The sequence below is a fragment of the uncultured Arthrobacter sp. genome, assembly GCF_902805515.1.
Lineage (GTDB): Bacteria > Actinomycetota > Actinomycetes > Actinomycetales > Micrococcaceae > Arthrobacter_D.
Window position 1 is genome coordinate 1 of sequence record NZ_CADCTE010000192.1, and the last position, 22,133, is coordinate 22,133.

The window sequence follows — 22,133 nt, forward strand, 5'->3', positions numbered from 1 at the left end:
TATAGAGATCGACGCTCGATGCCGTGAGGATCACGGCGTCCGCTCCGGCGGAATCGGCCGCGCGCAGGATCGTCCCGGCGTTCCCTGGGTCCCGCACCTCGACGAGCACCGCGATCAGCCGCGGACGCGCGCTCAGGACGCTTTCGAGGCTCACGTCGATGAACCGGCACACGGCGATCAGGCCCTGCGGGGTGACCGTGGAGGACATCTCCGCGAGCACTTCATCGGTGACGACCCGGGCAGCAGGCTGACCGGCTCCACCGGTGAGGGCCGCGATATCGGGGTTGCGTTCGAGGGCGGCTTCGGTGGTGAACAGGTCGGTCACGACCTCCTGGGCCCCGGACCCGACCCGCACGGCGTGAAGTTTCAGCGCTTCGCGCACTGCCTGCGGGCCTTCGGCGAGGAACTGGCCCCGCTTTAAACGCCCCGGACGCCCCGCAAGCCGCGCGACCTCCTTCACCCGATCTGCTCGGGGGTTGGTCATCAGCGGTGCCTGGGGGCGTCCGGATATATTCATGAAATGTCAGGCTGCTGCCGGCGGAACCGGCCGGCGACCCTAGGCCTTTGCTGCGGCCTTGGCCCGGGAAGCCCGGGGAGCCTTGACGACCTTGACCTCTTCCACGACAGGAGCCGAGGTGTCGGCGGGCAGTGCACCCTTGGCGATACCGACGAGCGTTGCGAACGCGGCGCCGTCGGTGACGGCGAGGTCGGCGAGCATGCGGCGGTCAACCTGGATCTCCGCGGCCTTCAGGCCCTGGATCAGACGGTTGTAGGTGAGGCCGTTGGCGCGGGATGCAGCGTTGATGCGCTGGATCCACAGGCGGCGGAAGTCGCCCTTGCGCTTGCGGCGGTCACCGTAGCTGTACACAAACGAGTGCAGCAGCTGCTCTTTGGCCTTGCGGTACAGGCGTGAGCGCTGTCCGCGGTAGCCCTTGGCGCGCTCAAGAATAACCCGGCGCTTCTTATGGGCGTTGACCGCCCGCTTCACACGTGCCACGTGCGTACTCCTTCAGTTGATCGTCCGCGCGGCCTGCTGGCCGCAGCGCATTCCGCGAGGCGGTGCGCCTTATACGGAAAGGGTGGTGGGGTCTTAGACGCCGAGCATCTTCTTGATGACCTTGGTGTCGGCCTTGGAGACAATCTTGTCTCCGGCAAGACGACGGGTCACCGTCGAGGACTTGTGCTCGAGGTAGTGGCGGCGGTTGGCCTGCTGGCGCTTCAGCTTGCCGCTGCCGGTCAGCTTGAAGCGCTTCTTGGCGCCACTGTGGGTCTTCATCTTCGGCATGGGAACCGATCTCCTTCTGCTAGCCGCGGACGGGTGTCAGCGGTTGGACGGCGCCCAGGAGCGCCTGCGGTTTTACTTGGTCACCCGGAGGGATTCCAAGAGCTGGGAAGTTCCTACTCGGAGCTTCCAGGCTTCGGCCGGCTCGACGGGCTCTTCGAGGGAGCCGTCCTTCCGGCGGGCTTGGGGGTGGCAGCGGGCTTGGGAACCGCCATCGGCTTAGGAGCGCCACCGGGCTTCGGTGCCGCCATTGGCTTCGGCGCGGGCGCCGGTGCTGCCGGTGCCGCGGGTGCTGCCGCGGCGGGCTTGGCCTCGGCGGGCTTCGACGCCGCCGGGCGGGCGGCTGCGGGCTTTGATGCCGCGGCTGCCGGCCGGGTGGCCCTGGCTGGTGCCTGCCGGGGTGCCGGCGCCTTGGCCGGCTCGGCGGCTGGCGCTGCCGTCTCCTGGGCGGGTGCTGCCTGCTCGACGACGGCCGGGGCCGTCTCCTGAGCGGGTGCTGCCTGCTCGGAGGCTTCCGGTGCAGCCTCGGCGGGAGCCGTTGCCTCCTCCGGCTGGCTGCCGGTGATCGAGTACCCCTCGGGCAGCAGATCCGCGAGCGTCTGCGTCCGCGGCGCGCCGCTGGCTCCGGAGACGTCGACGCGGGGGGTGCCGGCCTTGGCCGCCTCGTTCGCCGCCTTGGCATCGGCGCGCTGCGTGGCGCGGCGTGCTTCGGCCTTCGCCTCGGCCTTGTTCTTGACCGGGCCGATCACCATGACCATGTTGCGTCCGTCGATCCTCGGTGAGGACTCGACGACGCCGACCTCGGCGACATCCTCGGCGAAGCGCTGCAGCAGCCGGATGCCCATTTCGGGGCGCTGCTGTTCGCGGCCGCGGAACTGGATCATGGCCTTGACCTTGTCGCCCGCGCCGAGGAACCGGATGGCGTGACCGCGCTTGGTCTCGTAGTCGTGGGTGTCGATCTTCAGGCGGAAGCGGATTTCCTTGAGGACCGTGTTGGTCTGGTTCTTCCGTGCCTCACGCGCCTTGACCGCGGCTTCGTACTTGTACTTGCCAAAATCCATCAGCTTGGCAACCGGAGGCTTGGCCTGCGGTGCAACCTCAACAAGATCCAGGTCGGACTCGGCGGCAAGTCGAAGTGCGTCCTCGATACGGACAATTCCTACCTGTTCGCCGGCAGGTCCAACCAACCGCACCTCGGAAACGCGGATGCGATCATTGATTCTTGGCTCGCTAATGTGTAGCTCCTGATTGTTGAAAACCTTAGGAGACCGCCTGCACATGGAGAAGGCCTCCAATCGCATGCGCAATCGAAGGCCTCGGGTATCAGTGCGTACACGTCCGGCAGATACCGGCGTGTGCTCAGACGCGGGTTGCGCCTGCTGCACCGACCTGGACCCGGCTGCCTGAAGCACTTCCCTAAGAAGCACCAGGCAATCGCGGGTGGGAGAGGACTCCGCTTGCATCCTGAACGTGTTCTTTCCCATACCCGCAGCGGGCGCTGGAAGTAACGACGTTCAGTTGGTCTGTGACAAGCTTACCAGTATGAGCACTCCGAACAGCAATCCCGCCGAAACCGGGCCCGAGGCCCCGGCTTCCGCCTCCGACCCCTCTCCGACCCGCCGCAGTTTTGCGGAGGAGGCGGCGCCGGAACACGGCTCCGACGAGTCGGTCCAGCAGCACATGCGCGACATCGCGGAGGTGGCCGCTGTGGAGGTCATCACCACCTCGGCCGTCCACCTGATGAGCGCCGCCGCCGTCAAATGCGGTCTCGCCGCCGGCGACGACGCGGAAGAGCTCAAGGACCTCGACGAAGCCCGGAAGCTGATCACCGCCCTCGCCGGGTTCGTCACGGCAGCCGCCCCCGAGATCGGCAGCCAGCATGCCGGCCCGTTGCGCGACGGCCTGCGTTCGCTGCAGCTGGCCTTCCGGGAGGCGTCGGTGATCCCCGACGCGCCGGGCAAGGGTCCCGGCGAGAAGTTCACGGGCCCAGTTAACTAGCACCGGTCAACTAGCACCGCCCAAGTAGCCCCGCCGCACTCGGTGCCGGTTCGACGGCGGCCGGCCCCCAACGGGGCTGGCCGCCGCTGCATTTAAGGGCCACTGCATGCAAGGGCCACGGTGTTCAGGGGCCGCGGTCAACGGCACCGCATGCGGGAGCTGCCGGGCCGTACGGGAGCTGCTCTCCGACGGGCGTGCGGGAACGGCTCTCAGCCGACGGGCGCCCGGCGGCGCCGGACCTGCTGGGCGGCGAGCCCTGCGGTGCCGATGAGCGCCGCGGCGCCGCCCACGGCGACGAAACCTCCCCACGGGCCGGCCGTGTCGATCAGCAACCCGGCGAGCGGAGCCCCGACGGCGACGCCGGAGGTCAAAGCCGAGCCGTACCAGCCCATGGCCTCTCCCCTGCGCTTCTCCGGTACGAGGTCGGCGACCTTTTCGGAGGCGGCGGAGAGCACCGGTGCGCAGAGCAGGCCAGGGGCGATGGAGAGCAGGCTGAGGGACAGGGTGTCGGTGGCGAAGGCCATCGGAATGGTCAGCACCCCCATTCCGAGCAGGAGCACCAGGGGTGAGATCGGCTTGTGCAGGGCGCCGTAGAGCAGTCCCCCGACGATCGAGGCGGCGCACCAGGCGGCGAACACCAGCCCGAGCTGCTCCTCCCTGCCGGTGTGCTCGAGGGTGGCAATGATGCCGACCTCGGTCCCGGAGAGCGCGAGGCCCGCCCCGGCGGCGACGGCCATGACGACGGTCAACGGGATGGTGACCCAGGCGAACCGGGAACCGAACCGGGAACCGACCCTGCCGCCCATCCGCCGCAGCATCGGCACCGCGGCGCGCGGCATCAGTTCCGCCGATGCCTCGTTGACCCGGGCAGGCGCGGCGGCCACCACGGATTCGACCGCCATCGCCGAGTCCTCCGCGTCGCTCGGTGCGGGAAGCGCCCCAGGCTGTCCGGTGCGGGTGGGCGGGTTGTAAATCATCAGCAGGATGCCCGCCGCGGCGGTGGCGAAGCCCACGAGGGTGAGGCCGAGCACCGTCGACACCTGGGTGGCGAGCACGATGCCGACGGCCGGGCCCACCATGAAGATCGTTTCGGTGGAGATGGCGTCAAGGGTGAATGCCGTGCGGCGGGACTGCCCCTCGACCAGCACACCGAGGGACTGGCGCACCACGGAGAAGACCGGGAGGGTGAACAGCCCGCCCACCAGCGCCGCCAGCAGGAGCCACTCGTAGGGCAGCCGCGGGGCGATCGACCAGATGACGGCCTCGGCGATGATCGAGGGTATCAGCGCCCGGCGCAGCCCGACGCTGTCGACCCGCCGACCCCGCCAGGGTGCGCCGACGGCGATGCCGATCGTCACCAGCGCGGCCACCGTCCCGGCGGCGGCGTAGCCGCGGTCGAGGGTCTGAACGACGTGAAGGGTCAGGAGGACCCCCGCGGCGGAGTGCGGGAACCGGGCGACCATGCCGACGAGCAGCAGCCTCCGGACCGGAACGATGCGCAGCAGTTCCAGGTAGACGGCAAAGTTCACGGCAGCATCTCTCTTGCTGATCCTTCGCGGTCAGCGGGTTATGCGGATCTCCAGGGAGTCGACCCGTTCGACGAACTCCCGGCGGGCCTGGAGCGAGGCGCGCAGGCGCTCCACCAGGTCCCGGACGGCGGTGGGGCTGAGCCCGGGCTGCAGCCGGACACTCATCTTCAGTTCCGGCCCGGCTCCGCCGCCGGAGACAAGCCTACCGCCAGCGGTCCGGGCGGCCACCCCGGAGCCCGGCTCAAGGACGACGTCGAGGATTGCCTCCTCGGCGGTGCTGATCGGCGCGACGATGGAGCCGAGGCCGGGGTCGCGGTAGCACGGGGTCCAGGGCTCCTGCTGGGCCAGCGCCCAGACCGCCGGACGGCGCACCACGAACGTGAAGTCGGCTCCCGGGTCGACGACCAGCAGTTCGGCCTTCTCCGCCACGCCGGCCAGGGCCGCCCGCGCCGCGTAGGCGGCCACGGGACGGGCGTCGGGGTGCCAGGCCGCGAGCCGGTCCGCCGAACTGAACACCGGCAGCGCCGCCCGCCCGTCCGGCGCACGCAGGGTCACCAGGGCCATGTCGGCTTCCTTGTCGGCCTCGACACCGTCGAGGCCCTCCCCGGCGGCGGCGAGCTGGGCCACGATGGGGATGAAGACCCGCGCCGAGGCCAGCGCCTGGATCACCTGCTCCTCACCGCCGGTTCCCTCGATCAGGGCCTGGACTGCGGTCGAGTAGCCGGGATCGGCCTGTCCGTCGTCGTCGTCGAAGTTATGGAGGGGGTTTCCGTCACCGGAGAGGTCCCGTCCGGCCCAGGGCCGTCCCGCCGAGTCCGTGGTGTTTCCCGCCAGCGCGGCGGCGATGTGCGCCGGGAGCTCCCTGCTCATTCCCGCGGTGCCGGGTGGCCGGCCACGTCCAGCGCCTGGGGAAGGGTGAACGCCCCGGCGTAGAGGGCCTTGCCGACGATCGCTCCTTCGAGGCCGCTGGGCACCAGCTGGCGCAGTGCCGCGAGGTCATCGAGGGTCGAGATGCCACCGGATGCCACCACGGGCCGGCTGGTGCGCTCGATCACCTGCTTCAGCAGTTCGAGGTTCGGCCCCTGCAGGGTGCCGTCCTTGGTGACGTCGGTGACGACGTAACGGGCGCACCCCGCGTCCTCGAGCCGCTGCAGCACCTCCCAGAGGTCCCCGCCCTCCTGGGTCCATCCCCGGGCGGCCAGGGTGGTGCCGCGGACGTCGAGTCCGACGGCGATGGCGTCGCCGTAGCGGGCGATGGCGCTGGCGGTCCACTCGGGGTTCTCAAGGGCGGCCGTTCCGAGGTTCACCCGGGTGGCTCCGAGGGAGAGGGCGGCGTCGAGTGATGCGTCATCACGGATTCCGCCGGAGAGCTCAACCTTGATGTCGAGTTTCCGGACGACCTTTTCGAGGAGCGGCCGGTTCGATCCGCGCCCGAACGCGGCGTCGAGGTCGACGAGGTGGACCCACTCCGCGCCGTCCTCCTGCCAGGCCAGCGCCGCGTCGACAGGGTCGCCGTAGCTGGTTTCGCTGCCGGCAGCCCCCTGGACGAGGCGGACGGCCTGGCCGTCGGCGACGTCCACGGCGGGGAGGAGTTCCAGGTTGGGAGAGTCGGTGAACGGGCTCATGGGCTTCTTTCGGTCGACGTGGCCGGGACGGGCCGCGGGAATTGGTGCGCAGCTGGTGGAGGCGCACAGCTGGCGGGGGTGTAAGGCTGGGGGGCAGGGCGGGCGCTGGTGCAGGGCGGGCGCGGCACGGCGGTGGATGGTGTCCCCGCCGTGCCGTGCTGCGCCTGCCTAGACGTCCAGGGTGAAGAGGTACGCCCCGGCCAGGGCCATGCCGGCGAGGATCCAGAAACTGATGATCAGCCCCTTGGGGAAGCCCTGCGAGCGGAAGGACAACGCCCCGCCGATCAGCAGGCCCGCAACCCCCATCAGGATGACGCTGATCACGATTTTCCTACCCTGCCGATCCAGTTCCGCAGGAGCTGGGCTCCGGCGTCGCCTGATTTCTCCGGGTGGAACTGGGTCGCCGAGAGCGGGCCGTTCTCGACGGCGGCGACGAACCTCCCGCCGTGGTCGGACCAGGTCACCTGCGGCGGCTTCATCATGGGCTGGCTGACATCGAAGTCCCAGTGCTGCACTCCGTAGGAGTGGACGAAGTAGAACCGCTCGTCCTCGATGCCGTTGAACAGCACCGAGTCCTCCGGCGGGCTGACCGTGTTCCAGCCCATGTGGGGCACCACCTCGGCCTGGAGGCGCTCGACCTTGCCGGGCCACTCCCCCATCCCTGCGGTGCGCACGCCGTGCTCGACCCCTTCGTCGAAGAGGATCTGCAGGCCCACGCAGATGCCGAGGACGGGACGGCCCCCCGCCACGCGGCGTCCGATCAGGCGCAGCGCATCGACGTCCTTCAGGCCCTTCATGACGGCCGCGAAGGCGCCCACGCCGGGCACCACCAGCCCGTCGGCGTTGAGGACGTCCTGCGACTTGGCGCTGAGGGTGACCTCGGCACCGACGTGCTCAAGGGCCCGCACCACGGAGCGGACATTGCCCGACCCGTAGTCGAGCACGGTTACCTTCGGCGCGCTCACAGTGCCCCCTTCGTCGACGGGATGCCTTCGACCCGGGGGTCGGACTCCACGGCGGCGCGGAGGGCCCGTGCGAAGGCCTTGAACTGCGCCTCGACGATGTGGTGGGGATCGCGGCCGGCGAGCACGGTGAGGTGCAGGCAGATCCCGGCGTGCAGCGCGATGGCTTCGAAGACGTGGCGGGTCAGCGATCCGGTGAAGTGTCCTCCGATGAGGTGGTACTCCTGGCCGGCCGGCTCGCCGCCGTGAACGAGGAAGGGGCGCCCGGAAATGTCGACCACGGCATTGGCAAGGGCCTCGTCGAGGGGAACTGTCGCCTCGCCGAAACGCCGGATGCCGGCCTTGGTGCCAAGCGCCTCACGGAGGGCCTCGCCGAAGGCGATCGCTGTGTCTTCGACGGTGTGGTGGACGTCGATGTGCGTATCCCCTGTGGCCTTCACCGTCAGGTCGATCAGCGAATGCTTGGCGAGGGCGGTGAGCATGTGGTCGTAGAACGGCACGGAGGTGCTGATGTCCGAGGTACCCGTGCCGTCGAGGTTGACCTCGAGGTACACGCTGGATTCGCTGGTGGTCCGCTCGATCCGCGCAGTGCGGGCGGCGGAGATCTCCACGGTCATTGGTGTCCTTCGCTAGGGGCTTCGCGTCGGTGCTGCCTGCATCCGGAGGTTCAGGGGCGGCGCACGTTCCCCTCCAGTCTAAGAGACGCCGGTCAGAGGAGGCGCTTCAGTGACTCAAGGAACACTGTGGTTTCGCTCTCGGTACCGGCCGTCACGCGCAGATGGCCGGGAATTCCGACGTCGCGGATCAGCACCCCTGCCTCGAGCAGGCCCCGCCAGACCCGCTGTGGATCCGCCAGCCCGCCGAACAGGACGAAGTTGGCATCGGAGGGGGCCGGGTTGAGGCCCAGCGCCGTGAGCTCGGTGACGATGCGGTCGCGCTGGACCTTGATCGCCTCGACGTTCGCCAGGAGGGTGGCGGAGTGGGTCAGTGCGGCGTTGGCGGCGGCCTGGGTGATGGCCGAGAGGTGGTACGGCAGGCGGACCAGGCGGAGCGCGTCGGCGACCTCCGGTGCCGCCGCGAGGTACCCCAGGCGGGCGCCGGCCAGGGCGAACGCCTTGCTCATGGTGCGCGAGACGATGAGCCGTTCCCGGCCCGGGAGCAGGGTGATTGCGCTGGGCGTCCCGGCGTGGGAGAACTCCGCGTAGGCCTCGTCGACGATGATGATGGCGCGCGCCGCGGCACCGGCCTCGTAGGCGGCCTCAACGACGTCGAGTCCCAGCGCCGTCCCCGTCGGGTTGTTCGGCGAGCAGAGGAAGACGATATTGGCTCCCGAGGAGGCGACCTCCTGGGCGACATAGCCGGCCTCGAGCTGGAATGAGGCATCCCGCGGGGCGGTGACATAGCGGGTGTCGGTGGCGCTGGCCAGCAGCGGATACATGGAATAGGTGGGTGGGAAGCCGATCGCGGTCCGTCCCGGGCCCCCGAAGGCCTGCAGGATCTGCTGGAGCACCTCGTTGGAGCCGTTGGCGGCCCAGACCTGATCGGCGGTGACTCCACCGCTGAGGTAGCGGGCCAGGTTTCCGCGCAGTTCGGTGAATTCGCGGTCGGGATAACGGTTCAGGCCCAGGGCTGCTGCCTGCACCGCGTCCACGATGGCCCGGTGAACCTCGGCGGGCACCCCATGGGTGTTCTCATTGACGTTGAGCAGGATCGGTACGTCAATCTGCGGTGCACCGTAGGGAGATAGCCCCACAAGGTTCTCACGCAGCGGAAGGCGGGACAGGGACTCAAGGCGGTTCCTCACCTCTCGAGCTTAAGCGACGGTCCGCCCGGGCGTGGAATTGAGGCCCGCCGATGACCGGCCGCCGCCGGCGGGTGCGGGCTACCGGGAGACCGGAATCGCAACGACCTGGCCCGCCTGCACCGTCGATGACCCCAGCCCATTGAGCTCGACGATCTCCGAGACTACATCGCGCGGATCCCGCTCGGGAGCGAACTCACCCGCCAGGGACCAGAGGGTCTCCCCCGGTGCCACATTGACGTCCAGGGTCTCGGTCGGCTGTCCGGCGTCGCTGCCGGCCCGGGCCGGCGCCGTCGTGGACGCGGCAAGGAACACCAGGGCGGCCACCAGCAGCACCAGCGGCACTCCGACCAGCAGCACCCGGCCGCGGCGCGTCAGCCGCAGCGGGGGCAGGTCCGCATCCCGCTGACTGGGAAGACGGCCGCCCCTCTGGCCGAGGGACCGGAAACCACCCGCCACTGCGGAACCTGCGATGGCACTGAGCGGGCCTGGCGTTGCGGTCATGACGTGTACCTCTTCTGGAGTTTCGAATAAGTTCAACCCGTTCGAACAAGATATTCGAACATGTCTTCTATTTCGTCCTGCTTATTCTTAGCATCTGTCATCGAGCTTTGTCGAGACTCGCTCGAACATATGTTTGAAAACACCCCCGTGCTCGCCTACCGTTGGGTTCAGAGGAAGACGCGGCTTCCGGGGTTTCACTCCCGGACGGCGACAACCTGACAACACCATCTGCCACCGACAAAACGATCCGCCGACGGGTCCGGCGCAGGTGGCGGCGCAGCGAAGGGACAAACCAGTGGCAGAGCGGGCAGCGGAAGAGGCGCCGGCGGTTCCGGCCGTCCCGGTGGGAGAGGCAGCCGCAGGAGTTCCCACCGGCGCGCCGGTGCGTGGGCGTCCAAGGGGCCGGAGCGTCCCCAAGGGTCTGACCACGCGGCAGCTGAAGATCCTCGAAACGATCCAACGGTCGATCGGCGCCAACGGGTATCCCCCGTCGATGCGTGAGATCGGGGACACGGTGGGGCTCGCGAGTCTCTCAAGCGTCACGCACCAGCTGTCCCAGCTGGAGCGGCTTGGGTATATCCGCAGGGACCCGAAACGGCCGCGGGCCATGGAGATCCTGCTTCCGCTGACCCTGGCGGACGCCCCGGCCTCCGAACAGGGCCGGTCGGGCACAGGCCCGGCCTCCGAGTTCTCCGGCGCTGTGGACACCGCGATGGTCCCCATGGTCGGACGGATTGCCGCGGGTGGTCCGATCCTGGCCGACCAGGTCGTCGAGGACGTCATGCCGCTGCCGCGCCAGCTCGTCGGCCACGGCGAACTCTTCATGCTCCGGGTCTCCGGTGACTCGATGATCGACGCCGCCATCTGCGACGGCGACTGGGTGGTGGTCCGGCGCCAGCAGAGCGCCCAGAACGGTGAGATTGTCGCCGCGCTCCTCGACGACGAGGCAACCGTCAAGACCTTCCGCCAGCGCGACGGGCACACCTGGCTGCTGCCGCAGAACACCCGGTACGAACCGATTCTGGGCGACCACGCGAGCATCATGGGCAAGGTGGTTTCGGTGATGCGCGCCCTGTAGGCTCCCGGTCCCCCGACCGTGCGGGCCGTGCCGGCTGGCTGGCTGTATCGATCGCGGGCGTTCTGCCGGCGGGCCCGCCGCGCCGGTTGGAGATATCGTGACCGGCCGTGCCGGCCACGCCGGAGGCGGGGCTCGGCCGCAATAGTCGGCGCCCGGTGCGATACTGGCGGCATGTCGCTCGGAAGGGAAGGTCCGCCGGATGCCGCTTGATACCTCTACCCTGAGGGTCGCCTTCGGCGTCGTCGCGCTCATCCAGCTCGTGCTGTTCTACCTTGTGACCTTCCGCCGCACCCGGTCGGCCTACAGCGCCTGGTGGTGCACGGCCATCGGCCTGTTCCTTGCCGGGTCCGCGGCGTTCCTCCTTGACGGCACCTCCCACCAGGTCTGGGCCAACCCGCTGGGGAACACCCTGCTCGTGGCCGGCGCCGCGGCCGTCTGGGCGGCGGCCCGTTCGCTCCACCGGGGGCGCCCGCGGGTGGCGCAGCTCGCCGCCCCGCCCCTGCTCACGGCTCTCGCCTCGGCCGCGGACAACCCCGCGGTCAACGCCTGGTCCGGCGGGCCGGTGTTCCTGGCGATGATGTCACTGCTGTTCGGGCTCGCCGCCCGCGAGGTGTGGCGGCCCGTGCCCCACCTGGTGCGCACCCAGATACCGCTGGCCGTCGCCTCGGGTTTCCTCTCGCTCTTCTATCTGGGCCGTGGCATCGCGTTCGTCGTTGACGGCGTCGACGGGTTCGTTTTCACCACCTACTTCGGGTCGGCGGTGACCACCCTGATCACCCTGACCCTCCTCGTCGTGGTCTCCTTCACCATGGCCGCGCTGAGCAACGAACAAGTCACCCGGGACCTGCGGCACAAGGCAGCACGGGACGGACTGACCGGGCTGCTCAACCGTTCCGCCTTCCTTGACCGGGCGGACCGTGAGCTGAAACGCCTCACCGCCGCCGGCATCCCGGGGGCGCTGATCCTTGCGGACCTCGACCGCTTCAAGCAGGTCAACGACACCTACGGCCATGCAGCGGGCGACACGGCGCTGCGGGCGTTCGCGGAGGCGTGTTCGCGGTCGGTGCGCTCGACCGACCTCGTAGGGCGCTACGGCGGGGAGGAGTTCATCATCCTGCTCGCCGGCGCCGATGGGGAGCGTGCCGAGGCGGTCAGCGCGGAGATCAGCCGGGTGCTGCAGGGAACACGGACGGCGGAGGGATTCCCGCTGCCCACGGTCAGCTACGGCATCGCCGACGCCGCCGCGGCGGGCCGCGGGCTGGAGGCGGTCATCGCCTCGGCCGACGCCGCGCTCTACGCTGCGAAGTCGCAGGGCCGGAACCGGGCGGTCCGGGCCGCCGTGTAGCCCGCGGCTGGACCGCTGCTCCCCCGGGCTCCTACCCGGCGGCGACCCGCTGGAGGATGCCCAGCACCGTCGTTCGATCGGTCGTCTGCCAGAACGGGGGCAGGGCGGCGCGCAGGAACGACCCATAGCGCGCAGTGGCCAGGCGCGAGTCGAGGACCGCGACGACGCCGCGGTCGCCGGAGGCCCGGATCAGGCGCCCTGCCCCCTGGGCGAGCCGCACGGCCGCGTGCGTGGCGGACACACTCATGAACCCGTTGCCGCCGGCCCGCGCCACCGCCCGGGTGCGGGCGGTCATCAGCGGATCGTCGGGGCGGGGAAAGGGGATGCGGTCGATCACCACGAGCCGGCAGGACTGCCCCGGCACATCGACTCCCTGCCACAGGGACATCGTCCCGAACAGGCAGGTGTCCGGCTCCTCGGCGAACTGCTGCACGAGCGAGGGAAGCGACGCCTCCCCCTGGCACAGGATCTCGAAGTCGACGAGCGGCCGCAGCGCCTCGGCTGCCTCCTCCGCCGCCCGGCGGGAGGAAAACAACCCGAGCGCTCCGCCGCGGGAGGCCTTGAGCAGTGCGGCCAGTTCGGCCAGCTGGGCCTCGGAGGTTCCCCGTTCCGGCTTGGGGAGGTCCTTGGCCACATACAGCACCCCCTGGCGCGGGTAGTCAAAGGGACTTCCGACGTCGACCCCGGCCCAGGACGGTGCGCCCGCCCCGGTGAGCCCGAGCGAGCCGGCGACCGGACCGAACTCGGCGCCGATCGCCAGGGTCGCCGAGGTCAGGACGACCGTGTGATCTTCGAACAATCCCTCGCGCAGGCGCCCCGCGACCGACAGCGGGGCCACGTTCAGGATGGCCGGAGCGCTCTCGTCGGCCATTGAGTAGCCGGCACCCGGGGTGAAGGTGCTGGGCCGGGAGGCCCAGACCACCTCGCTGGCCTCACCGGCGGCCAGGAGCCGCTCGGCCACCTCGAAGACCAGGCCGAGCCGTCCGCGCGCCTGCTGCCGGCCGCCGTCCGCGTCGCCCGGGCCGTCCGCCTTGCCGTCGGTCTTGGTGTCCGACAGGGCCGCACGCGAGGCGTCGCGGACCTGTTCGAGGGCGGCTTCGAGCTCGTCCGGAAGCCGTCCGGGCATCAGCCCCGACGGCAGGAGCGCGCAGGCCTCCTCGAGGGCCTTGCCCGCGGAGTCGAGTGCGTCGGTGCGCAGCGAGGCGTGACGGCGCACCGCGGTCGCGGCCGCGGAGACCATCGCCGCCGAGAGCTGGCCCGAGACGGCCCCGGTGACCCGGTCGTGGAGCTCGTGGGCCTCGTCGATGACGACGACGTCGTAGTCCGGGAGCACGGCCAGGCCCTCGAAGGCGCTGATGGCGAGCATCGCGTGGTTCGTGATGACGATGTCGGCGGTCGCGGCGGCCTCGCGGGCACGCTCGCTGAAGCACTCCTTGGCCACCGGGCACCGCTGGGCACCCAGGCACTCAAGGCTGCTGACCGACACCTGGCGCCAGGCCCGGTCGCTGACGCCCGGCAGCAGTTCGTCGCGGTCACCGGTCTCGGTGTCCTCGGCCCATTCGCGGAGGCGCACCACCTCCCGGCCGAGCGCGCTGCCCGGCGCGGCCGGTGCCGCGCCGGGGTGCTGGACGGCGTCCTCGCCGAGGCTGAACAGGGCGTCGGGGGCGTCCTCCTCCGGGAATCCCCCCGCCGTCTTGTGCAGGCACACGTAGTTCGACCGCCCCTTGAGGAGGGCGACGTCGACGGGCCGGGGAAGGTGCGGCTGGACCGCCGACAGCAGCCGCGGCAGGTCACGGCCCACGATCTGTGCCTGCAGGGCCAGGGTCGCCGTCGACACGATCGAGGGCTTCTCGCTCTCCATGGCATGGGCGATCAGCGGCAGCAGGTAGGCCAGCGACTTTCCTGTTCCGGTTCCGGCCTGGACGAGAAGGTGCTCCCCGGTGTCGATGGCCTCGCCCACCCGGCGCGTCATCTCATGCTGACCGGCGCGGCTTTCACCGCCCATCGCCGCAACGGCGGCATCCAGCAGGTTCAACGCGTCGGGCTCGGGCCCTTTACTCATGCCTCAGGTACGGCTCGAGCTCGGCGGCGAGGCCTTCCCTCACCATCACCTCAAGCACGGTTCCCTCTTCGGCGTGGTCCAGGGAGAGGATCTCTGCGTCCTCTTCGTGGAGCCGGCTGATGATCTCCCCGTGGTCGTAGGGAACGAGCAGCGACATCCGCACCCCCGGCCTCGGGATGGAGGTGCTGATCTGCATGCGCAGTTCATCGATGCCCTGGCCCGTGCGGGCCGAGACGACGACGTGGCGCGGCTCCCGCTGGCGGAGCCGTTCGAGGACGAACGGGTCGGCGGCGTCGGCCTTGTTGAGCACGATGATCTCGGGGATCTTCCGGGCGTCGACCTCGGCGAGGACCGTGCGCACGGCGGCGATCTGCCCTTCGGGGTCGGGGTGCGAGCCGTCGACGACGTGGAGGATCAGGTCGGCGTCCGCCACCTCCTCGAGGGTTGACCGGAAGGCCTCGACGAGCTGGGTGGGCAGCGACCGGACGAAGCCGACGGTGTCCACGAGGGTGTACCCGAGGCCGTCGGTTGTCTCGGCCCGGCGCACCGTCGGATCCAGGGTCGCGAACAGGGCGTTCTCCACCAGCACTCCGGCGTCGGTGAGCCGGTTCAGCAGCGAGGACTTCCCGGCGTTGGTGTAGCCGGCAATGGCGACCGACGGCACCTGGTTGCGGCGCCGGTTCGAGCGCTTGGTCTCCCGGGCCGGCTTCATACCGGCGATCTCGCGGCGCAGCTTCGCCATGCGGGTGCGGATCTTCCGGCGGTCGAGTTCGATCTTCGTCTCACCCGGACCGCGGGAGCCCATGCCGGCGCCTGCACTGCCGACCTGGCCACCGGCCTGGCGGGACATCGATTCACCCCAGCCACGAAGCCGCGGCAGGAGGTATTCGAGCTGGGCGAGCTCCACCTGGGCCTTGCCCTCGCGGGACTGGGCGTGCTGGGCGAAGATGTCGAGGATCAGGGCGGTCCGGTCGATGACCTTGACCTTCACGATGTCCTCGAGGCCCCTGCGCTGGGAGGGGGAAAGCTCGCTGTCGACGATGACGGTGTCGGCTCCGACGGCCGCCACCACATCCTTGAGCTCCTGGGCCTTGCCGGAGCCAAGGAAGGTGGCGGGGTCCGGCTTCAGGCGCCGCTGGACCATCCCGTCGAGCACCTCCGAGCCGGCGGTCTCCGCGAGGGCGGCGAGCTCCTGGAGCGAGTTCTCGGCGTCCTGCGCCGTGCCGTCGCTCCACAGACCGGCGAGGACGACGCGCTCAAGGCGCAGCTGGCGGTATTCGACCTCGGTGACGTCTTCAAGTTCGGTCGAGAGACCGGCCACGCGGCGCAGGGCGTGCCGCTCGGCAAGGTCCTCCTGGTCTCCGTCGAACTCGGAGTGCTCCTGTGCGGAAGCGGAAAGGGCCTGGGCGCGTGAGCGCCACGTCGCCGGGGCACCACCGGTCGATCCGTCGCCGGCCGGGGGCTTGGCTGCCGCCGAAGATTTGGACTCGACCGCCTCGTCGTGGGCGAGAATCCGGTCGATGACAGCCTGGATCTCCGCGGGTCCCATCTCGGCTCCGGTCGATCCTTCGTGGTTCGTGGTCATGTTCTCCTTTGTCATTGCGTCCTTCAATGCTAGTAGCACGAAAACCGCCAGCACAGCGAATTCACTCTCCGCGCAACGGTCTTGCCCCCGGCCGGCCGGCCGCTTCGGGCGGACCGGGTTCCGGCAGGCCTCCGCCCGGTGGGCGGCCCGGCGGGGCACTAGGCTTTTGCTTATGGAATCCCAGCACTACTTCAGCCCCCAGCCCGCCGGCCCGGGCGTCCGGCGGCCGCTGTCGGTTGTCCTCAATGGGGAGCAGCGCGACCTCGTGACGTCGTCGGGCCTGTTCAGCCCCGACGGAATCGACAAGGGCACCGCCATCCTGCTCGGCTCCGTCCCCGAGCCGCGGGGCAGGCGGCTGCTCGACGTCGGCAGCGGGTGGGGTCCGCTGGCCCTGACCCTTGCGCTGAAGGCGCCGGACGCCCAGGTATACGCCGTGGACGTCAATGAGCGGTGCATCGCCCTGACCCGGGACAATGCGGCCCGCCTCGGCCTGGCGAATGTCTCTGCCGGCACGCCGGACGACGTCGACCCCTCGCTCGAGTTCGACACCATCTGGTCGAATCCCCCCATCCGGATCGGCAAGGCGGAGCTTCATGCCCTCCTGCTGCGCTGGCTGCCGCGGCTCGCCCCCGGCGGGGAGGCGTGGCTCGTGGTGCAGAAGAACCTTGGCGCCGATTCCCTGCAGCGCTGGCTCGCCGAAGCCCTTCCCCCCGGCTTCACCGTGCGCCGGGCAGACACCGCGAAGTCCTTCCGGATTCTGCACATCACCCGTCCGGCGGACTGACGGCGCGCGCCGGGCAGGGCCGCGGCGCGGTCGCTGCCCTGGCCAGCGCCGGCGTTCCGAAAGACCGCGGGCCGGGTCGATTGCCCAGCGGGTCCCTTCAGGCTCCGAGCAGGGTCCCCTCGGCCACGAGCACCGCGGGCCCGCTGAGGTCGACGTGCTCCCGTCCATCGGCGCCGATGTGGAAGACGACTCCCAGCACGCCGCCGGGGACGCTGACTGCCCAGTGGGAGGGCGACTCCGGTCCGGCCCAGTAGCGGGTGGCGACGGCGGCCGCGCACGCTCCGGTGCCGCAGGAGAAGGTCTCGCCCACCCCGCGTTCGTGGACCCTCATGGTGAGCCTGCCCACGCCGTCCTCCACGAGCGGCTCGGCGGGCACGACGAATTCGACGTTCGTGCCGTGCGGGGGCACCGGCTCGACCTTCGGGACCTTGATCAGCGGGGGCGCGGCGAGCTCGTCGAGCCCCGCCAGGGCGACGACCGTGTGCGGGTTGCCCATGCTCACCGACAGGCCCGGCCGCGGGACGCCCAGGCCCGCCGCCTCCACCGTCGAGTCCACCGCCCGAGCGGCAGCCTCCCCGGGATGGATGAACTCCCAGGGACCCATGTCCACCGAGTACCCGTCGGCCGAGCGTGAGACCACCTTGACGCCGGCCCTCGTCGCCACTGACACCGTGGCCCCGTCGTCGAGGCTCACCAGGCCCTTGCTGATCAGGAAGTGGACGAAAACCCGGACGCCGTTGCCGCACATCTCGGAGACGGAACCGTCGGCGTTGCGGTAATCCATGAACCACTCGGCCTCCGGGGCCCCGGCGAGCAGCTCACGCCCCTCGGGGAGCTGCCCGGAGCGCACGGCTCGGATCAGCCCGTCGGCTCCGACCCCACGGTGGCGGTCGCACACAGCGGCGACGGCGTCGGCTCGAAGGTCGAGGGCCGCCTCGGGGTCAAGGAGGAGGAGGAAGTCGTTGCCCGTTCCATGGCCCTTGGTGAACGGCACACCGGTCAGGGACGATACGGTCGGGGCCTGCGGGGCGGGTGCGGTACTCACCCTTCTAGGATAATGGCCCGGCGCCGCGTGCAAGGAGGAGCGACCGCTGGATCAGGTCGGGAGCCCGCCAGGGCAGCCACTGCACGCGGGGGTCCCCCCGGAACCAGGTGCGCTGGCGCTTGGCGAACTGCCGGGTCGCGGTGATGGTGTCCTCGATGGCCGCGGACTCACTGAGGGTGCCGTCGAGGACCGAAAGGAGCTGGGAGTAGCCCAGGGCCCGCGAGGCGGTGCGTCCGTTCCGGAGGCCCCGGGCGTCGAGGGCCCGGACCTCCTCGAGCAGGCCGCCCCGGACCATCGTGTGCACCCGTTCCGCGAGCCGCACCTGGAGCTCCTGCGGGTCGACCGCCAGACCGATCTGGACCGCCGGCGCGTAGTACTGCCGGTCGGGCATGAAGGAGCTGAACGGGCGGCCGGTGAGTTCGGCCACCTCCAGCGCCCGCACCAGCCGGCGGTCATCGGCGATCCGCTCCGCCGACACCGGATCCACCGCGGCGAGCCGGACGCGCAGCGCGGCGGACCCTCCGGCGGCGAGTTCGGCCTCGAGGCGTTCCCGGAGGGCAGGATCGGTGCCGGGGAATTCCAGCCGGTCGAGGACGGCGCGGACGTAGAGTCCGGACCCGCCGACGAGCACGGGGACCCTGCCGCGGGCCCGGACGGCATCGATGGCCCGCCGGGCCTCGGACTGGTAGGCGGCGACGCTCGCCTCCTCGCGGATGTCGAGGATGTCCAGGAGGTGGTGCGGGACTCCGCGCCGCTCCTCAACCGGCACCTTGGCCGTTCCGATGTCCATGCCGCGGTAGAACTGGAGCGCGTCGGCGTTGATGATCTCACCGCCGAGCTCAAGGGCGAGGGCGATGGCGAGGTCGGACTTGCCCGTGCCGGTCGGACCGACGACCGCGACGATGGGCGGCGGGGCGTCCCCGGCTTCTCCTCCCCCGGGTCCGCCTGCGGGACCGGGGCCCGGGACGGACGGTATCAAGAGCGGCGCGGGGGCAGCACCGGCATGCCCAGGGACACGCCCGCGCCGGCTGCGCCGGACCCGCTCCCGGGGACAGGCGCCCCGCAGGAGTCGGCCTGGCTGCGGTCCCAGGCGTCCCCGGCGCGGGAGCGCCGCACCGAGTATTCGGCGGCGGTGGGATCGGACAGCAGGTGGAAGGGCGCGGCGTGGGTCACCGGGACGGTCACCAGGTCGCCGGGGCGGGGCACCTCGGCGCCGGCGGGAACGCTGAAGTGCACCAGCCGCTGGTCCTGGGCGCGTCCGGTCAGGCGGTGGGTCTCCCCGGCTTTCCGGCCCTGGTTCGCCGTCACCATCACCTCGACCGACCGGCCCACCTGGCGGGCGTTTTCCTCTTCGGCGATGCGGTCCTGCAGCGCGGTGAGGCGTTCGAAGCGTTCCTGCACCACGTGCTTGGGCAGCTGGTCCGGAAGGTCCGCTGCCGGGGTGCCCGGGCGCCTCGAGTACTGGAACGTGAAGGCCGTCGCGAAGCGGGACTTCTCGACGACGTCGAGGGTGGCCTGGAAGTCCTCCTCGGTCTCACCGGGGAAGCCGACGATGATGTCGGTGGAGATTGCGGCCGACGGCATCCGCTCGCGCACGCGGTCAAGGATGCCCAGGAACTTCGCCGACCGGTACGAGCGGCGCATCGCCTTGAGGATGCGGTCGGAGCCGGACTGCAGCGGCATGTGGAGCTGCGGCATGACGTTGGGGGTTTCGGCCATGGCGTCGATGACGTCGTCGGTGAACGCCGCCGGGTGCGGGCTGGTGAAACGGACCCGCTCGAGTCCTTCGATGCCCCCGCAGGCGCGGAGCAGCTTCGCGAAGGCGCCCCGGTCGCCGAATTCGACGCCGTAGGAGTTAACGTTCTGGCCAAGCAGCGTCACCTCGATGGCGCCGTCGGCCACGAGGGCTTCGATTTCGGCGAGGATCTCTCCGGGCCGGCGGTCGCGCTCCTTCCCGCGGAGGGAGGGCACGATGCAGAACGTGCAGGTGTTGTTGCACCCGACCGAGATGGAGACCCACCCGGCGTACACCGAGTCCCGTTTGGTGGGCAGCGTCGAGGGGAAGACGTCGAGGGATTCGAGGATTTCGAGCTGGGCCTCGTCGTTGTGCCGGGCGCGCTCGAGCAGGGCCGGCAGCGCCCCGATGTTGTGCGTGCCGAAGACGGCGTCGACCCAGGGTGCCTTGCGGAGGATGGTCTCCCGGTCCTTCTGCGCCAGGCAGCCGCCGACGGCGATCTGCATTCCCGGGTTGGCCTCCTTGACGGGAGCGAGCATGCCGAGGTTTCCATAGAGCTTGTTATCGGCATTCTCACGGACGGCGCAGGTGTTGAAGACGACGACGTCGGCCTGCCCTCCGGTGGCCGGGGTGAGTCCAGCCCCCTCGAGGAGGCCCGAGATCCGCTCCGAGTCGTGGACGTTCATCTGGCACCCGAAGGTGCGCACCTCGTAGGTGCGCTGCGGGCCGGCGGAAACTGCCGCCGCCGGTGTTGTCGACGGTTCGGCGGAGGAAGGTGCGGGGACTGTAATACTCACGGCTTAAGGGTACGACCGCCCCGCCACCGGCCCACAATCCCGCGCCGGAGGGGAGGATTCACTCCGGCGGGAGGAGCGCAGGAGGATGCCCTGGCCGCGTCATCCGGCGGGAGGAGTACAGGAGGATGCCCTGGCCGCGTCATCCGGCGGGAGGAGCGCAGGAGGATGCCCTGGCCGCGTCATCCGGCGGCGGCGTCCTGTCCGTCGAGGGCGTCCTTCACGAGTGCGAAGGCCAGGCCGGGTGCGTAGCCCTTCCGGGCGAGCATCGAAACGAGCCTGCGCACCTCCTTGTCCCGCGCGGCGCGGTCGGAAAGGTCAACGCCCTGCCGCATCTTCCGCTGGATCAGTTCACCTGCGGCGTCACGCTCGTCGTCGTCGCTCACCTGGGCGAGGGCGTCCTCGGCAAGGGCCGGGTCAACCCCCTTCTCGGCCAGTTCCCGCTTCAAAGCGGAGCGGGCCAAGGACCGGGTGGCGGAGCGGCTGCGGACCCACATCCGGGCGAACTCAGCGTCGTCGATGAGCTGGACCTCTTCGAAGCGGTTGAGGACCGCCGTGGCGGCTTCCTCGGGCACGCCCCGCTCGGCGAGCTTCACGGCCAGCTGGTGCCGGCTGCGGGGGGCCAGAGTCAGCTGGCGCAGCACGATCGAGCGTGCCAGGGCGAGCGGATCCGACGCGTCCGGAGAGTCTCCCGACCGGGTCTCCCCTGGTGCCGGTTCCCGTCCCGGCCGTTTGGGCGCCGGCTCCCCGGGCCCGGGCTCTCCGAAGGCAGCCCCTTGCGAGAACGGCTGCCCGGCTGCGCCTTCTCCGGCGCGGGGGCGCCGTGAGCGCCCGCGGCCACCGGGTGGAGTCCTGCCGTTCCCGGGCCTGCCGGCTTCGGCGGATGCGCCGTCGTGGGCCTGCCCGGGATCCTGGTTGTCCCAGGGGCCGGGCGCGTCGTCGTCATATTCGGGAGGGAGGTCGGCCGAGCGGCCGACGACGGGCCCGAAGGCGGAATCTTCGGCCTCCCGTTCGGCCTTCCGCCGGCGGCGGGGCCGTGCCCCTTGCCCTGCCAGGGACGACTTACCCGAAGACGACCCAAACGAGGACTTACCCGAGGAAGACCCAAAGGAGGACTTACCGGACGAAGACCTACGGGAGGAGGACCCGAAGGAGGACTTACCAGTCGACGACCCGAAGGAAGACCTGCGGCCGGAGGACCCGAACGGGGACTCACCGGAGGGCGGCGGGCCGTCGGCCGGCCGCCCCCAGGATCCGCTTCCCGCCACTGCGGCTACTCTCCGCCGACGGCCTTCAGCTTGGGCCCGTCCTCATGCTCTTCCGGCTGCTCGTCGATTCCGAGCTTGACGCGGATCTTCCGCTCCAGCTCATCGGCGAGGTCGGGATTGTCGATGAGGAACTTGCGGGCGTTTTCCTTGCCCTGGCCCAGCTGGTCGCCGTCATAGGTAAACCAGGCGCCGGACTTCTTGACCAGTCCTTTCTCGACGCCAACATCGATCAGACCACCCTCACGGGAGATGCCGTGTCCGTAGAGAATGTCGAACTCGGCCTGCTTGAACGGCGGAGCCATCTTGTTCTTCACGATCTTGGCCCGGGTGCGGTTACCGACCGGGTTCACGCCCTCTTTGAGGGTTTCGATCCGGCGGACGTCGATGCGCACGGAGGCGTAAAACTTCAGCGCCTTGCCACCGGTGGTGGTTTCGGGGCTGCCGAAGAAGACACCGATCTTTTCGCGGAGCTGGTTGATGAAGATGGCGGTGGTCTTGGTCTGGCTCAGGCGGCCGGTGATCTTTCGGAGGGCCTGGCTCATGAGCCGGGCCTGCAGGCCCACGTGGCTGTCGCCCATCTCGCCTTCGATTTCCGCGCGGGGAACAAGCGCCGCGACGGAGTCGATCACCACGATGTCGATGGAGCCGGATCCAACGAGCATGTCCATGATCTCGAGCGCCTGCTCGCCGGTGTCGGGCTGGGACACCAGGAGCGCGTCGGTGTCGACCCCAAGCT

The 22,133-nt window shown here is 70.2% G+C and carries 23 protein-coding genes; 4 read left to right on the top strand and 19 right to left on the bottom strand.

Translation table 11 applies throughout. The features are described 5' to 3' along the window. The 4 genes from QZX79_RS17295 to infC form a co-directional block, all read right to left on the bottom strand. A partial coding sequence (locus QZX79_RS17295) for an RNA methyltransferase (RefSeq protein ID WP_294570293.1) occupies positions 1 to 517 on the bottom strand: 517 nt, incomplete at its 3' end. A 39-nt stretch (positions 518 to 556) separates the two neighbouring features. Next, positions 557 to 997 carry a 50S ribosomal protein L20 gene (gene rplT / locus QZX79_RS17300; protein WP_294570296.1) on the bottom strand — a complete coding sequence of 147 codons (441 nt, stop codon included), beginning with the start codon at positions 995 to 997 and terminating at the stop codon, positions 557 to 559. A 93-nt stretch (positions 998 to 1,090) separates the two neighbouring features. Next, the gene (rpmI, locus tag QZX79_RS17305) at positions 1,091 to 1,285 is read right to left on the bottom strand and encodes a 50S ribosomal protein L35 (RefSeq protein ID WP_043447572.1); all 195 of its coding nucleotides are present in this window, start codon (positions 1,283 to 1,285) and stop codon (positions 1,091 to 1,093) included. 113 nt (positions 1,286 to 1,398) lie between these two features. Then, a complete protein-coding gene (gene infC / locus QZX79_RS17310; protein ID WP_366485133.1) occupies positions 1,399 to 2,583 on the bottom strand; it encodes a translation initiation factor IF-3 in 1,185 nt (394 codons plus the stop codon). 241 nt (positions 2,584 to 2,824) lie between these two features. Between infC and QZX79_RS17315 the strand changes: the two genes are divergently transcribed. Next, complete coding sequence (locus tag QZX79_RS17315; RefSeq protein WP_294570306.1) at positions 2,825 to 3,280, top strand: DUF1844 domain-containing protein; 456 nt, start codon at positions 2,825 to 2,827, stop codon at positions 3,278 to 3,280. 209 nt (positions 3,281 to 3,489) lie between these two features. Here the strand turns inward: QZX79_RS17315 and QZX79_RS17320 are convergent, their stop codons facing one another. The 8 genes from QZX79_RS17320 to QZX79_RS17355 form a co-directional block, all read right to left on the bottom strand. After that, positions 3,490 to 4,809 (bottom strand): MFS transporter, encoded by a 1,320-nt coding sequence (locus QZX79_RS17320; RefSeq protein WP_294570309.1) that lies wholly within the window; start codon positions 4,807 to 4,809, stop codon positions 3,490 to 3,492. Positions 4,810 to 4,839: 30 nt separating this feature from the next. Beyond that, positions 4,840 to 5,679 carry an SseB family protein gene (locus QZX79_RS17325; RefSeq protein ID WP_294570311.1) on the bottom strand — a complete coding sequence of 280 codons (840 nt, stop codon included), beginning with the start codon at positions 5,677 to 5,679 and terminating at the stop codon, positions 4,840 to 4,842. Further along, on the bottom strand, positions 5,676 to 6,434 hold the full coding sequence (gene priA, locus QZX79_RS17330) for a bifunctional 1-(5-phosphoribosyl)-5-((5-phosphoribosylamino)methylideneamino)imidazole-4-carboxamide isomerase/phosphoribosylanthranilate isomerase PriA (RefSeq protein WP_294570315.1): 759 nt from the start codon (positions 6,432 to 6,434) through the stop codon (positions 5,676 to 5,678). Before priA ends, QZX79_RS17325 begins: the two co-directional genes overlap by 4 nt. A gap of 168 nt (positions 6,435 to 6,602) precedes the next feature. Continuing rightward, a complete protein-coding gene (locus QZX79_RS17335) occupies positions 6,603 to 6,758 on the bottom strand; it encodes a hypothetical protein (protein WP_294570318.1) in 156 nt (51 codons plus the stop codon). Beyond that, entirely contained in the window at positions 6,755 to 7,399 is a 645-nt protein-coding gene (gene hisH, locus QZX79_RS17340) for an imidazole glycerol phosphate synthase subunit HisH (RefSeq protein WP_294570321.1), read from the bottom strand. The genes QZX79_RS17335 and hisH overlap by 4 nt, the downstream gene beginning before the upstream one ends. Then, positions 7,396 to 8,013: an imidazoleglycerol-phosphate dehydratase HisB gene (gene hisB, locus QZX79_RS17345; protein ID WP_120166558.1), complete on the bottom strand. Its 618-nt coding sequence runs from the start codon at positions 8,011 to 8,013 to the stop codon at positions 7,396 to 7,398. The genes hisH and hisB overlap by 4 nt, the downstream gene beginning before the upstream one ends. 92 nt (positions 8,014 to 8,105) lie before the next feature. Further along, positions 8,106 to 9,200, bottom strand: a complete 1,095-nt coding sequence (locus QZX79_RS17350; protein WP_294570326.1) for a histidinol-phosphate transaminase — start codon at positions 9,198 to 9,200, stop codon at positions 8,106 to 8,108. A gap of 78 nt (positions 9,201 to 9,278) precedes the next feature. Continuing rightward, positions 9,279 to 9,701: a LysM peptidoglycan-binding domain-containing protein gene (locus QZX79_RS17355; RefSeq protein WP_294570330.1), complete on the bottom strand. Its 423-nt coding sequence runs from the start codon at positions 9,699 to 9,701 to the stop codon at positions 9,279 to 9,281. A 382-nt stretch (positions 9,702 to 10,083) separates the two neighbouring features. Here QZX79_RS17355 and lexA point away from each other — a divergent pair, with 382 nt between their 5' ends. Further along, a complete protein-coding gene (gene lexA, locus QZX79_RS17360; RefSeq protein WP_294570348.1) occupies positions 10,084 to 10,779 on the top strand; it encodes a transcriptional repressor LexA in 696 nt (231 codons plus the stop codon). A 199-nt stretch (positions 10,780 to 10,978) separates the two neighbouring features. Beyond that, entirely contained in the window at positions 10,979 to 12,124 is a 1,146-nt protein-coding gene (locus QZX79_RS17365; RefSeq protein ID WP_294570333.1) for a GGDEF domain-containing protein, read from the top strand. 31 nt (positions 12,125 to 12,155) lie between these two features. Here the strand turns inward: QZX79_RS17365 and QZX79_RS17370 are convergent, their stop codons facing one another. After that, positions 12,156 to 14,186 carry an ATP-dependent DNA helicase gene (locus QZX79_RS17370; RefSeq protein ID WP_294570335.1) on the bottom strand — a complete coding sequence of 677 codons (2,031 nt, stop codon included), beginning with the start codon at positions 14,184 to 14,186 and terminating at the stop codon, positions 12,156 to 12,158. After that, positions 14,179 to 15,771, bottom strand: coding sequence for a GTPase HflX (gene hflX / locus QZX79_RS17375; protein ID WP_294570350.1), 1,593 nt, complete (start codon positions 15,769 to 15,771; stop codon positions 14,179 to 14,181). Before hflX ends, QZX79_RS17370 begins: the two co-directional genes overlap by 8 nt. 172 nt (positions 15,772 to 15,943) lie before the next feature. On the opposite strand from hflX, the gene QZX79_RS17380 reads away from it, so the two are divergent. Next, the gene (locus tag QZX79_RS17380) at positions 15,944 to 16,555 is read left to right on the top strand and encodes a class I SAM-dependent methyltransferase (RefSeq protein WP_294570337.1); all 612 of its coding nucleotides are present in this window, start codon (positions 15,944 to 15,946) and stop codon (positions 16,553 to 16,555) included. Positions 16,556 to 16,652: 97 nt separating this feature from the next. Here QZX79_RS17380 and dapF read toward each other — a convergent pair whose 3' ends face one another. The 5 genes from dapF to recA form a co-directional block, all read right to left on the bottom strand. Further along, a complete protein-coding gene (gene dapF / locus QZX79_RS17385) occupies positions 16,653 to 17,600 on the bottom strand; it encodes a diaminopimelate epimerase (protein ID WP_294570338.1) in 948 nt (315 codons plus the stop codon). A 4-nt stretch (positions 17,601 to 17,604) separates the two neighbouring features. Continuing rightward, the gene (gene miaA, locus QZX79_RS17390) at positions 17,605 to 18,504 is read right to left on the bottom strand and encodes a tRNA (adenosine(37)-N6)-dimethylallyltransferase MiaA (RefSeq protein WP_294570352.1); all 900 of its coding nucleotides are present in this window, start codon (positions 18,502 to 18,504) and stop codon (positions 17,605 to 17,607) included. 71 nt (positions 18,505 to 18,575) lie between these two features. Next, positions 18,576 to 20,132, bottom strand: a complete 1,557-nt coding sequence (gene miaB, locus QZX79_RS17395; protein ID WP_294570340.1) for a tRNA (N6-isopentenyl adenosine(37)-C2)-methylthiotransferase MiaB — start codon at positions 20,130 to 20,132, stop codon at positions 18,576 to 18,578. A gap of 179 nt (positions 20,133 to 20,311) precedes the next feature. Next, positions 20,312 to 20,773 (bottom strand): regulatory protein RecX, encoded by a 462-nt coding sequence (locus tag QZX79_RS17400; protein ID WP_294570341.1) that lies wholly within the window; start codon positions 20,771 to 20,773, stop codon positions 20,312 to 20,314. A gap of 629 nt (positions 20,774 to 21,402) precedes the next feature. Then, positions 21,403 to 22,133, bottom strand: a 731-nt coding sequence (gene recA / locus QZX79_RS17405) for a recombinase RecA (RefSeq protein ID WP_294570344.1), incomplete at its 5' end; no start/stop codon positions are given.